The organism is Moellerella wisconsensis, assembly GCF_022592395.1.
Classification (GTDB): Bacteria; Pseudomonadota; Gammaproteobacteria; order Enterobacterales; family Enterobacteriaceae; genus Moellerella; species Moellerella wisconsensis.
On record NZ_CP093242.1, the window covers coordinates 2,524,553 to 2,537,709 of the forward strand.

Below are 13,157 nucleotides of genomic sequence, written 5' to 3' on the forward strand. Positions count from 1 at the left end.
GAGGCACATATTTTGAACATAAATAAAATAAAACCCATATTATTTTATTTATCCCGAATTCAGATTAATTAATTAGCATGTAAGTGAGCTATCAAGAAAATCACTAAGTTTTAAATTTTAGGGCGAAAAAAAATGGCCTCTGTTTCCAGAAGCCATTTGAAATTTTTAGCATTCAAAAGAAATTAATATTATTTCTTTTTCTTCGCTTTAGCATTTGGTAGGTCAGTGATGCTGCCTTCAAAGATTTCTGCAGCCATACCAATTGATTCATACAACGTTGGGTGAGCATGAATAGTCAGAGCGATATCTTCAGCATCACAACCCATTTCGATTGCAAGACCAATTTCACCCAGTAATTCACCACCGTTAACACCCACGATAGCCCCACCAATAATACGGTTTGATTGCTTATCAAAAATCAGCTTAGTCATCCCTTCTGAACAATCAGAAGCAATTGCACGGCCTGAAGCTGCCCATGGGAAAGAGGCTACTTCGTAACTGATATTTTTCTCTTTAGCTTCTTTCTCAGTCAAACCTACCCATGCGACTTCAGGTTCAGTGTAAGCAATAGAAGGAATAACTTTTGGATCAAAGTAATGTTTCAGACCAGAGATAACTTCTGCTGCAACATGGCCTTCATGCACACCTTTATGAGCTAACATTGGCTGACCAACGATATCGCCAATCGCAAAAATGTGCGGTACATTAGTACGCATTTGTTTATCAACATGGATAAAGCCACGATCGTCAACTTCAACGCCCGCTTTACCTGCATCCAAACCTTTACCATTTGGTACACGACCGATAGCAACCAGAACAGCATCATAACGCTGAGGTTCTGCTGGCGCTTTTTTGCCTTCCATCGTGACATAAATACCGTCTTCTTTTGCCTCAACCGCAGTAACTTTGGTTTCCAGCATCAGATTGAATTTTTTGCTAATTTGTTTAGTGAAAACTTTAACAACGTCTTTATCCGCTGCAGGGATCACTTGATCAAACATTTCAACAACATCAATCTGAGAACCCAGGGCATGGTAAACCGTACCCATTTCTAGACCAATGATACCACCGCCCATAACTAACAGACGCTCAGGAACTTCTTTCAGTTTCAGTGCATCTGTAGAATCCCAAACGCGTGGGTCTTCATGAGGAATAAATGGTAATTGAATAGGACGAGAACCGGCGGCGATGATGGCGTTATCAAAGTTAATCGTTGTTGAACCATTTTCACCGTCAACTACCAGCGTATTAGCACCAGTAAATTTACCCGTACCATTAACAACGGTCACTTTACGGCCTTTCGCCATACCAGCTAAACCGCCCGTTAACTGAGTTATAACTTTATCTTTCCACAGGCGAACTTTATCAATATCGGTTTTAGGCTCGCCAAAAACGATACCGTGCTCAGCTAATGCTTTAGCTTCTTCAATTACTTTAGCAACATGCAACAACGCTTTAGAAGGGATACAACCAACATTCAGACAAACACCACCCAAGGTAGAATAGCGTTCAATTAAAACAGTTTCTAGACCTAAGTCAGCACAACGGAATGCCGCAGAATATCCTGCTGGACCTGCACCAAGTACCACGACTTGGGCTTTAATTTCAGTACTCATCATGACCTCTTATTGTTTTGTCCGGCGGGTCAGACAAAAAATCGAGTTATTCCACCGAGACGTACATACTGTAAGCAGTTTACAGAATTGTTAACACCCTGAAAAGGATCATTACGTGACGGAACTCTCAACCTGTTGGACAAACAGAAAAAAATTCTGCCACATGCTAAATAAAGTAGGCCGGCATATCAGCCGGCCTAATTAATTACATGACCAGTCGACGAATATCACTCATCAATTCACCAACGCGAGTGATAAAACGAGCACCATCGGCGCCATCAATCACACGGTGATCAAAAGAGAGAGACATTGGCAATGTCAGACGAGGAACAAACTCGTTGCCATTCCATACAGGTTTCATCGCTGAACGCGACAGACCCATAATTGCCACTTCTGGTGCATTAACAATTGGTGCAAATCCGGTTGTACCGATACCACCAAGGCTAGAGATAGTGAAACATCCACCTTGCATATCAGCAGCTGTCAGCTTACCTGCACGCGCTTTTTTCGAGATTTCCATCAATTCGCGAGACAGCTCAACGATACCTTTTTTGTTCACATCTTTAAAGACAGGAACAACTAAACCGTTCGGAGTATCAACTGCAATCCCGACGTTGATATATTTTTTCAGGAACAAACGCTGAGCATCTTCAGAAATTGAGCTATTGAAACGTGGCATTTCTTCTAATGCACGAGCAACGGCTTTCATAACAAAGACCAATGGAGTGATTTTCACGCCCAGTTGTTTTTTCTCTGCTTCTTTATTTTGCTGCTTACGGAATGCTTCAACTTCAGTAATATCAGCATCTTCCATCAGCGTAACGTGAGGGATCATCATCCAGTTACGGCTGAGGTTTGCGCCAGATATTTTCTGAATACGGCCTAATTCAACTTCTTCGACTTCACCAAATTTGCTGTAGTCGATTTTTGGCCAAGGCAACATACCCGGAATACCGCCACCAGTAGCTGCCGCTGGTGCTGCTTCCGCGCGTTTAACTGCATCCTTAACGTAAGTTTGGATATCTTCGCGCAGAATACGGCCTTTACGCCCAGTACCTTTAACTTTTGCCAAGTTAACACCAAATTCACGCGCTAAACGGCGAATAACCGGTGTTGCATGAACATAAGCATCATTTTCAACAAATTCATTTTTACCATCAGCAGCTTTCGCGGGTGCTGATGGTGCAGCTGCGGCAGGTGCCGACGCAGCTGGAGCTTGTGCTGCTGGTGCTGATGGCGCAGGTGCCGCACCGACAACTTCAAAGCTCATAATCAAAGAACCGGTTTTAACTTTATCGCCAGCAGCAATTTTAATTTCTTTAACTGTTCCAGCAAATGGCGCAGGCACTTCCATTGAAGCTTTATCACCTTCAACAGTGATAATTGACTGTTCAGCTTCAACTTTATCGCCAACTTTAACCATGATTTCAGTGACTTCAACTTCATCATCACCGATATCAGGAACATTTACATCTTTAACAGCTGATGCTGCAGGTGCCACTGAAGCAGCAGGGGCTGGAGCTTGTGCTTCTGGCGCAGAGCCAGAACCAGCAACCTCAAACACCATAATCAGTGAACCGGTTTTAACTTTATCGCCAGCAGCAATTTTAATTTCTTTAACTGTACCTGCGAATGGTGCAGGGACTTCCATTGAAGCTTTATCGCCTTCAACAGTAATTAATGATTGCTCTTCAGAAATAACATCGCCTACTTTCACCATAATTTCAGTGACTTCAACTTCATCATCACCGATATCAGGGACTTCAACTTGTTTTAATTCTGCGGCAGCCGGTGCTGCTGATGCAGTAGCAGGTTGTGCGACAGGTACCGCTTCAGCTGCGCCCGCTGCAGATTCAAAAATCATGATCAATTTGCCAGTTTCTACAGTATCACCAACGGCAATTTTGATTTCTTTAACCACACCCGCTTCTGGCGATGGGACTTCCATAGAAGCTTTATCACCTTCAACAGTAATCAGTGATTGTTCAACTTCTACTTTATCACCAACTTTGACCATAATTTCGGTGACTTCAACTGCATCAGCACCGATATCTGGTACTTTAATTTCAATAGACATTAATAATTACCTCTTATGCCAGACGTGGGTTAACTTTTTCAGGGTTGATGTTGTATTTTTTAATCGCGTCTTCAACGACTTTAACATCAACTTCACCACGTTTGGCCAGTTCGCCCAGTGCCGCAACAATCACATATGAAGTATCGACTTCGAAATGATGACGTAAATTTTCACGGCTATCAGAACGACCAAAACCATCAGTTCCTAATACACGATAATCACTTGCTGGTACGAAAGTACGAATTTGTTCAGCAAACAATTTCATATAGTCAGTAGATGCAACAGCTGGCGCATCATTCATTACTTGTGCAACGTATGGAACGCGTGGTTGCTCAGATGGATGCAGCATATTCCAACGTTCACAATCCTGACCATCACGAGCAAGTTCAGTAAATGAAGTTACGCTGTAAACATCAGAACCAATGCCGTATTCGCTTGACAGAACTTCAGCGGCTTCACGGACATGACGCATCATTGAACCAGAACCTAACAGCTGAACTTTACCTTTCGCGCCGTCGATAGATTGCAGTTTGTAAATACCTTTACGGATACCTTCTTCAACACCTTCTGGCATCGCAGGCATATGGTAGTTTTCATTCAGAGTCGTGATGTAGTAATACACGTTTTCCTGTTTGTCACCGTACATGCGCTCTAAACCGTCGTGCATAATAACCGCAACTTCATAAGCATAGGCTGGGTCATAAGAAATACAGTTAGGAATAGTCAGTGATTGAATATGGCTATGACCATCTTCATGCTGTAAACCTTCGCCATTCAGCGTCGTACGTCCTGAAGTACCACCGATCAGGAAGCCGCGCGCTTGTTGGTCGCCTGCTGCCCACAGTAAGTCGCCAATACGTTGGAAGCCAAACATTGAGTAGTAAATATAGAATGGGATCATCGGCAAGTTATTGGTGCTGTAAGAAGTTGCAGCCGCTAACCAAGATGAACCTGCGCCCAGTTCGTTAATACCTTCCTGTAAAATCTGACCTTTTTCGTCTTCTTTATAATAAGCGACTTGTTCGCGGTCTTGTGGAGTGTATTGCTGACCATTCGGGCTGTAAATTCCGATTTGACGGAACAGACCTTCCATACCAAAAGTACGTGCTTCATCAGCAATAATTGGGACTAAACGGTCTTTAATAGATTTGTTTTTCAGCATAACGTTCAATGCACGAACGAAAGCGATAGTAGTTGAAATCTCTTTAGACTGTTCTTCCAGTAATTGACTGAAATCTGACAGCGCAGGAATATCTAATTTTTCATCAAAATGTGTACGACGAGCTGGTAGATAACCGCCTAATGCTTGACGACGCTCATGCAGATACTTGTATTCTGCAGAATCTTTATCAAAGCTAATCAATGGCAGTTTTTCAAGTTGATCATCAGAAACAGGAACATTGAAACGATCACGGAATTGAGAAACACCTTCCATGTTCATTTTCTTCACTTGGTGAGCAATGTTTTTACCTTCTGCTGTATCACCCATACCATAGCCTTTAACGGTTTGAGCAAGAATTACAGTTGGTTTACCTGTTGTCTCTTGTGCTTTTTTGAACGCTGCATAAACTTTCTTCGGATCGTGACCACCACGGTTCAACGCCCAAATTTCATCATCAGTCATATCTTTAACTAATGCTGCAGTTTCTGGGTAACGATTAAAGAAATGTTCGCGAACATACGCGCCATTCTTAGACTTGAATGTCTGATAATCGCCATCCAGGGTTTCGTTCATTAATTGGATCAATTTACCGCTGGTATCTTTACGCAGTAATTCGTCCCAACGATCGCCCCAAAGAACTTTAAGAACTTGCCAGCCAGCACCGCTAAAGATACCTTCTAGCTCATTAACAATTTTACCGTTACCTGTTACTGGGCCATCAAGGCGCTGTAAATTACAGTTAACCACAAAGACCAAGTTGTCCAGTTTTTCTCGAGTTGCGATAGTGATCGCACCTTTTGATTCTGGCTCATCCATTTCGCCATCACCAAGGAAAGCATAAACAGTTTGTGCTGTGGTATTTTTCAGGCCACGATGATTCAGATATTTCAAGAACTTAGCCTGATAGATAGCATTTAGTGGACCTAAGCCCATAGATACTGTCGGGAACTGCCAGAACTCAGGCATTAATTTAGGGTGAGGATAAGAAGACAAACCTTCACCGCCAATTTCTTGACGGAAATTATTCATTTGGCCTTCAGTCAAACGACCTTCAAGGAATGCACGTGCATAAATCCCTGGGGAGATATGTCCTTGGAAGAACACTAAATCGCCGCCATCAGTTTCATTGTGTGCACGGAAGAAGTGGTTGAAACATACATCATACAGCGTTGCTGAAGACTGGAACGATGCCATATGGCCACCCAGTTCCAAATCTTTTTTAGACGCACGCAGAACTGTCATTACCGCATTCCAACGAATAGCAGAACGGATACGACGCTCTAAATCCATGTCACCTGGATACGCAGGCTCATCTTCGACAGGAATTGTGTTGATATAGTCACGACTACCAACAGAGCCAGCGGCAACACTAACACCGCCTTTGCGAGCTTCATTCAACACTTTATCAATAATATACTGTGCGCGCTCAACACCTTCTTCACGGATAACCGATTCGATCGCCTGTAACCAGTCGCGAGTTTCGATCGGATCCACGTCATTTTTCAACATATCTGACATGGTGTATTCCTTATCTGTTATTTGTTTTAATGTTTAATGGAGCCTATCTTCTCGTGGTTCTCTACAATATAAAACACGAGAAGATAGGCCCTGCTGTTTTGTTGCTGCTTATGCTCTAATGAGCAGTAGCAGTAATGCAGACGCAGCAGCCAGGATCTGCATCACTAATTTAATTCGGGATGTTGCTGTAATCGACGTAATGAACGTTCACGTCGAGTTTGCTCTCGGCTAATATCTAATAAGATATCTTCAATAAATGCCAAATGACGATGAGAAGCTTCACGAGCTTGCTCCGGCTCACGTGCCACAATTGCTGAAAATATCTGTGCACGATGTTCACTTACTGCGGAATACATCTCTTTACGGGTATAAAGAAATTCAAAATTCTGGCGAATATTTTGCTCTAACATAGGCACCATGCAGCGTAATAAATGTAATAAAACTACATTGTGTGCAGCTTCGGTGACTATCAGTTGATATTGCAAAACGGCGTCTGACTCAGCGTTTAAATTACCAGTACCCTGTGCCTGCTCGATGAGATGATAACTTTTACGGATACGATCCAAATCTTCATCAGTACCTCGTAATGCCGCATAATAGGCAGCAACGCCTTCTAAAGCGTGACGAGTCTCTAGTAGATCGAACTGGGATTCAGGGTGGCCAGCGAGTAATTCAGCCAAGGGATCACTGAAACTTTGCCATAGATTTTGTTGGACAAAAGTACCGCCACCTTGTCGGCGCAGTAGCAGCCCTTTAGCTTCTAATTTTTGAATAGCCTCACGCAAAGATGGCCGCGAAACATCAAACTGTTTTGCCAGTTCCCGTTCCGGAGGCAGCTTTTCACCCGGGCGCAATGTCCCTTCGAGTATCAAATGTTCGAGACGTTGCTCAATAACATCAGATAACTTTGGTTGGCGAATCTTACTATAAGCCATAATTTGCAGTAATCATTTGTGAGTAAATATTGATTTTGAATTACCTAGAGTCAATTGGTAATACCAATTTATATTACATATCGATAAAGTAACAAAGTATTCACCAACTGTCCATAAAGACCTTGTGACAAATCATAAAATCCTGCAAATTTTAACAATTTTTTTTAAACTTTAGCATAAATTGATAACTATATGATCGTTGCTTGAGGACGAACATTTAACAGTTTTTTGCTTTTCAAACGTCTAAATAAGCAAACTGAAGCGATACAGCCAACCAAATTCAAAATTAAAATGCATCAAATGCGAATAAATAGTCATTTTCAACCTGATTATTTATCAAGTTTAATAGATGGTAAAAATTTAATTATCTCAAAACTAATTTCATGACAAAAAAATAATAAGCACCGTTATTGATGCGAACAAGAGCTCAAATAAATCACTATAGTTCATCTATTTTAAAACTAAACAGAAAAACAACTTACCAATTTGTATTCAAAGAAATCTCAGAGTTGTCATCTATAGCTACTATCTATCCGTTTGAAATTTAACTTTATACTTCAGATTAAATGATTAGCTAATAAATAAAATTATAACAATTGATAACATATATGCTCCATCAATATCCAAAACTTAATAGAGCATAACCCCTTACAAAAATATCAAACGAAACGCATCGATAGATCAATCGCTCGGATATGTTTGGTTAATGCACCAACTGAAATAAAATCAATTCCAGTCTGTGCAAATTCAGCGATTGTATCCAAAGTTACATTTCCCGATACTTCAAGCGCAGCAACGCCACTGTTTAATACCACCGCATCCTTCATCATGATAGGAGTAAAATTATCTAGCATAATAATATCGGCACCTGCCCTAATTGCTTCAAGTAATTCATCTAAATTTTCCACCTCTACTTCAATCGGTACTTCAGCATGTGCTTGACGCGCACAATAAATTGCATTGTTAATTGAACCCGCTGAAATAATATGATTTTCTTTGATTAAATACGCATCCGTTAAACCTAATCGATGGTTCTGCCCTCCACCACACAACACCGCATATTTTAATGCTGTACGCAATCCGGGGATGGTTTTACGAGTATCCAATAATTTAGCGTGAGTTCCCTGCAATAATGCGACATATTGCGCAGTTACTGTCGCTACAGCAGAAAGTGTTTGTATAAAATTCAGTGCCGTTCGTTCACCGGTAAGAAGAATTTGAGCAGAGCCAGTAAGTTCGCATAAGATTTGATTTTCAATCACTGGCTCACCATCAGTGACTCGCCAATCAATCAAGATATTTCCTCCTAGCTGACGAAAGACTTCAATTAACCATTGTTGACCACAAAACACTCCATTTTCTCGGGTAATAATTCTAGCCGTTACCTGCTGATCCGATGATAATAATTGTCCCGTAATATCATAATGATAATCAGTAGATTGCCCGAGATCCTCTTGCAATGCGAGCGTGACTCTAACTGGAATATCTCGCTCTAACTGCGCCATTAATATCTGTTTTCTTTGTTCAGTATCGTAACGTCGTATAGTCATTAATAACTCCTAAGAACATCCATTTTAGTAATCAATATCAATTTAGCATTTATTTAGAAATTTATTGCTCGATTCATACACTATATCGCCTCGCACAAGACAGGCTGTCTACTAATTTAAGTAACTTTGAATCATCTTAAATCATTAAAATGTGAGCTAAAATAAACTTTTTAGTTCTACTTTGGCTATAAGACATTTATTAGTATTGTATATCTTCTATCAGTAGAGGTAACATTTTGATAGAAGCTCTTCATATGATACTGAGCAATATGATTTAAAGGATCCCAAAAATGAAAATACATAATGGCTGGATAACTGGAGTAACACATATCCCCTCCCCTCATTATGATCAACGCCCCGTCAATGTGGTTCCCTCATTATTGGTTATCCATAATATTAGTTTGCCCCCAGGGCAATTTGGTGGCCCATATATCAATCAACTTTTTACCGGAACACTTAATCCGACAGAAGATCCTTTTTTTGATCAAATAAAAGGATTAAAAGTTTCTGCCCATTGCTTAATCCGCCGTAATGGTGAAGTTATTCAATATGTTCCTTTTCAATTCAGAGCATGGCATGCCGGTATTTCCTGTTATAAAGGGCAAGAAAAATGCAATGATTTCTCTATCGGTATAGAATTAGAAGGTACAGATTTTCAACCATTCACTAACCAACAATATTTAGCTTTAGCTAAAGTTACACAACAGTTGTTAATTGAATATCCTCTTATTAGAGGAAATATTACTGGTCATAGTGATATAGCTCCTATTCGAAAAACAGATCCCGGCCCATACTTTTATTGGGATTATTTTAATTCATTATTAAAATAATAATTAACTAGCCCACTAATATTAATTAAATTTAATGGGTTAGCCAATTCTTCAATAAGATATAATTAAAAACAATATAAAACTCCAATATGGAAATATTAAACTAATAAAACACTCAAAAAAACAGCCATTAAAAATAAGACTCGCATTTTAAAGTAAAGGAGTCGATAAAAAAATATAGTGTTTTAATATTTTCTCGAGTGGCTTCACAAAATAAATAATATACTAAAAAAAACAATAGTATTTATTAGGGAACTGATCGCATTATTATCTTACAGCGATTATTTTATCGGCCAGATGCTACATAATAAAACACCCAAAAACGAGGAGTGTCATTTTATGTATCAAAAAGGATTTTCATTAATAGAAATCATGGTCGTCATTGCAATCATTTCCATTTTAAGTGCTGTGGCAATTCCTGGCTATCAAACTTATATGCAAAAAGCGGCAATGACCGATGTACTACAATCTTTGCTACCTTATAAAAGTAATATAGAACTTTGTAGTATTGATGAAGGTGATTTTAGCAAGTGCGATAGTGGGAAAAGTACTATTCCAAATGACATAAAAGGAAAATACATCACTAAAATAGCAGTAAAAAGTGGGGTTATTACATTAACCACTAAAAAAATATTAAACGGTCTCACCATCACATTGACACCTCAATTACCTAGTACTGTAAATGTTTTTCAATGGACAGTGGCTTGTGTTATTGATGCCAATGAAAAAGTTAAAAGTATATGTGAAAAAACACTTAAATTCTAATAAGGAGTTATTAAATGGCTAACAATAGAAAAGACATTCATTTAGTATATAAAGAAATTAAAACCATATGCGATAAACATTTCATTATAATTATTGAGCTAACTCATAATAAATTATCTATCGCTGCAACTAAAAAACCTAAAGATGAAATATTATCGACTTTGAAATTTATTGCCGGAGTTTCTATTTGCTATGACCTGTGGCCTAAGGAAAAAATAGACCATCATTTTAATAATTATTATGAAGAGGCCAATGAAGAAGAAGTAGCTTATCAACCGACGCCAAATGAGCATGCAATGTCTTCATCCCCTGCAGTAGCTTTTGTCGAGGACATGTTAACACTAGCAGTGAGAAAACGTTCTTCTGATATTCATCTCGAACCCTCTAAACAAGGAATGAAAATTCGCATTCGGGTGGATGGAAAACTACACTATCTTCCCGCTCCGGCTTATGAGATTAATGCAGAAATAATCGCAAGGTTAAAAATTCTCGCTAAACTTAATATCGCAGAAAAACGCCTACCACAAGATGGTCAATTCAGTTGTTTTTTAGACAAACAGAACTTTAGTATTCGCTTATCCACCATGCCAACACTGTATGGGGAAAAGCTGGTACTACGAATTCTACATACCCAGCTAAAATATACCTTAGATCAACTAGGCATGCCGGAGAGCCTTTTACAGCAGTTAAAAGATACTTTAAGTTCATCCCAAGGATTGATTTTAGTAACAGGCCCAACGGGAAGCGGCAAAACTATTACATTATATAGCTCCCTTGAATCAGTCAATAATTTACACCGTAATATATCAACTATCGAAGACCCAATAGAAATACCTATAAATGGGATCAACCAGATACAAGTTAATGAAAAATACAGTTTGGGTTTTGCAAATATTCTCCGTTCTTTACTCAGACAAGATCCTGATATTGTCATGATTGGTGAAATTAGGGATGAAGAAACTGCAAAAATCGCAGTAAGAGCAGCACAAACAGGTCACTTAGTACTTTCTACCCTGCATACTAATGGAACAATAAATACCGTCAGTCGGCTAGAGCAACTTGGTATTGCCCCCTCACTTCTAGCATCCTGCGTTAAAATTATTATTGCTCAACGTTTAATTAGAATGCTTTGTACTCATTGCCGACAGCAAGAATCTCAGCCTATTACTGTTAGCCACGATAAAAAGAATATCGAAATAGTGCACTGGAAAGCCAAGGGCTGTGAACATTGTTTTTCTGGCTATATTGGCCGAACAGCAATTTATGAATTTATTACTCATCATGAATTGGATTCACTGGTAAATAACCCCCATACAGATCATTCCATTATCTATGATAAATTATTTGATTTTGGCTTAAATTTAGTTCAACAAGGAGTAACGTCACTACAAGAACTTTATTCAATAACAGGAAAAAGTGAATGAAATTAATCTACCAATATCATGCAATAAATTCAAAAGGAGATATAATTAATGACATAATATCCTCAAATAATAAAAAACAAGCTTATCTACTAATTATTGATAAAGACTTAATTCCATTAAAACTAACATTTAAAACAATAAATTATTTAAACCATGAAAGCTTAGCTTATAGAGTTACCTTTTTCCAGCAAATAAGTATATTAATGCAATCAGGTATTTCATTACTTAATAGCTTACAAATTATAGTTAATAACTGCAATATTATTTACTGGAAAATAATTATTTCTGATATTATAGTAGATATTAAACAAGGAATATCTCTTTCTAATAGCATGAAAAAACATCCGCTACTATTTGATAAAATAATTATTAATTTAGTTATAATTTCAGAAAAAACAGGTAACTATGATGTTACTTTTGATAAAATATTTAATTTATACAATAAAAAAAGCATTGTTAAAAAGAGAATTATTAAGTCATTAAATTATCCAATAACTCTTTGCATGTTTTCTATGTTAGTGATTTTCATTATGTTAATTTATGTATTCCCCCAATTTCAATCTGTTTATGAGAATTTTGATAGTGAACTTCCCAGCGTCACACAAAACTTGATATTAACATCTAAACTTATTGAAAATAATCTACTAACTATTTTTTTGTGCATAATTATAACAATTAGCACTCTATTTTTTTTAAAACGAAAAAATAAATCTTTTGATTTAGCTATACAATGGGTTTTATTGAAAACACCAAAAATAAACACATTAATTAAATTAAATCAATTACAGCTCTATTTCTCAATTTTGTCGACAACATTACATGCTGAGCTTTCATTATTAGATAGTCTAAAATGTACAACGTCAGCATTAACTTACACCTATTATCAGCAAGAGACTTATAAAATTTATGAGCGTATTATTTTAGGTTACTCTTTTTCACAATCATTAAAAGATAACAAATTGTTCCCGGAGTTATGTTATCAACTGATTTCAATCGGTGAGGAGTCTGGGAAACTACCTCACTTCGTTCATTATTTGAGTAATTATTATGAGGAACAGTACATTCAAAAAACAGAAGGACTCTTAAAAAGTATGGAGCCAATTATTATGCTATTTCTTGCTTTACTAATAGGCGGATTATTATTGGCAATGTACCTCCCAATCTTTAATCTTGGCAATATTTTTTCTTAAATTTTAAGCCATAAGTATAAACCATAATTTCATTTTATTAAAAATTCCATCTTATTTGTCATAGAGACTGAAGCAACATTATTGTAAAAT

The 13,157-nt window shown here is 38.0% G+C and carries 9 protein-coding genes; 4 read left to right on the top strand and 5 right to left on the bottom strand.

Annotation, left to right across the window (positions count from 1 at the left end; all coding sequences use genetic code 11):
- Nucleotides 1-188 precede the first annotated feature (188 nt).
- The 5 genes from lpdA to nadC all read right to left on the bottom strand — a co-directional run bounded on the left by lpdA (nt 189) and on the right by nadC (nt 8,858).
- Nucleotides 189-1,616 (bottom strand): dihydrolipoyl dehydrogenase, encoded by a 1,428-nt coding sequence (lpdA, locus tag MNY66_RS11130; RefSeq protein WP_047255299.1) that lies wholly within the window; start codon nt 1,614-1,616, stop codon nt 189-191.
- A gap of 205 nt (nt 1,617-1,821) precedes the next feature.
- On the bottom strand, nt 1,822-3,693 hold the full coding sequence (gene aceF / locus MNY66_RS11135) for a pyruvate dehydrogenase complex dihydrolipoyllysine-residue acetyltransferase (protein ID WP_047255300.1): 1,872 nt from the start codon (nt 3,691-3,693) through the stop codon (nt 1,822-1,824).
- A gap of 13 nt (nt 3,694-3,706) precedes the next feature.
- Nucleotides 3,707-6,373: a pyruvate dehydrogenase (acetyl-transferring), homodimeric type gene (aceE, locus tag MNY66_RS11140; protein WP_047255301.1), complete on the bottom strand. Its 2,667-nt coding sequence runs from the start codon at nt 6,371-6,373 to the stop codon at nt 3,707-3,709.
- A 164-nt stretch (nt 6,374-6,537) separates the two neighbouring features.
- Entirely contained in the window at nt 6,538-7,308 is a 771-nt protein-coding gene (gene pdhR, locus MNY66_RS11145; RefSeq protein ID WP_047255302.1) for a pyruvate dehydrogenase complex transcriptional repressor PdhR, read from the bottom strand.
- 659 nt (nt 7,309-7,967) lie between these two features.
- Nucleotides 7,968-8,858, bottom strand: coding sequence for a carboxylating nicotinate-nucleotide diphosphorylase (gene nadC / locus MNY66_RS11150; protein WP_047255303.1), 891 nt, complete (start codon nt 8,856-8,858; stop codon nt 7,968-7,970).
- A 290-nt stretch (nt 8,859-9,148) separates the two neighbouring features.
- Between nadC and ampD the strand changes: the two genes are divergently transcribed.
- From ampD to MNY66_RS11170, 4 genes are all read left to right on the top strand, one after another.
- Nucleotides 9,149-9,688: a 1,6-anhydro-N-acetylmuramyl-L-alanine amidase AmpD gene (gene ampD / locus MNY66_RS11155; protein ID WP_047255304.1), complete on the top strand. Its 540-nt coding sequence runs from the start codon at nt 9,149-9,151 to the stop codon at nt 9,686-9,688.
- Between the two features lie 339 nt (nt 9,689-10,027).
- The gene (gene ppdD, locus MNY66_RS11160) at nt 10,028-10,453 is read left to right on the top strand and encodes a prepilin peptidase-dependent pilin (RefSeq protein WP_241500867.1); all 426 of its coding nucleotides are present in this window, start codon (nt 10,028-10,030) and stop codon (nt 10,451-10,453) included.
- 14 nt (nt 10,454-10,467) lie between these two features.
- Complete coding sequence (locus tag MNY66_RS11165; RefSeq protein WP_047255306.1) at nt 10,468-11,877, top strand: ATPase, T2SS/T4P/T4SS family; 1,410 nt, start codon at nt 10,468-10,470, stop codon at nt 11,875-11,877.
- A complete protein-coding gene (locus tag MNY66_RS11170; RefSeq protein WP_241500868.1) occupies nt 11,874-13,067 on the top strand; it encodes a type II secretion system F family protein in 1,194 nt (397 codons plus the stop codon). The genes MNY66_RS11165 and MNY66_RS11170 overlap by 4 nt, the downstream gene beginning before the upstream one ends.
- The last annotated feature ends 90 nt before the right edge of the window (nt 13,068-13,157 follow it).

Bases quoted from the DNA above. Each gene is read 5' to 3' on its own strand.
- ampD (WP_047255304.1), top strand. From the start codon at position 9,149: ATGAAAATACATAATGGCTGGATAACTGGAGTAACACATATCCCCTCC.
- MNY66_RS11170 (WP_241500868.1), top strand. From the start codon at position 11,874: ATGAAATTAATCTACCAATATCATGCAATAAATTCAAAAGGAGATATA.
- ppdD (WP_241500867.1), top strand. From the start codon at position 10,028: ATGTATCAAAAAGGATTTTCATTAATAGAAATCATGGTCGTCATTGCA.
- aceF (WP_047255300.1), bottom strand. From the start codon at position 3,693: ATGTCTATTGAAATTAAAGTACCAGATATCGGTGCTGATGCAGTTGAA.
- nadC (WP_047255303.1), bottom strand. From the start codon at position 8,858: ATGACTATACGACGTTACGATACTGAACAAAGAAAACAGATATTAATG.
- MNY66_RS11165 (WP_047255306.1), top strand. From the start codon at position 10,468: ATGGCTAACAATAGAAAAGACATTCATTTAGTATATAAAGAAATTAAA.
- lpdA (WP_047255299.1), bottom strand. From the start codon at position 1,616: ATGAGTACTGAAATTAAAGCCCAAGTCGTGGTACTTGGTGCAGGTCCA.
- aceE (WP_047255301.1), bottom strand. From the start codon at position 6,373: ATGTCAGATATGTTGAAAAATGACGTGGATCCGATCGAAACTCGCGAC.
- pdhR (WP_047255302.1), bottom strand. From the start codon at position 7,308: ATGGCTTATAGTAAGATTCGCCAACCAAAGTTATCTGATGTTATTGAG.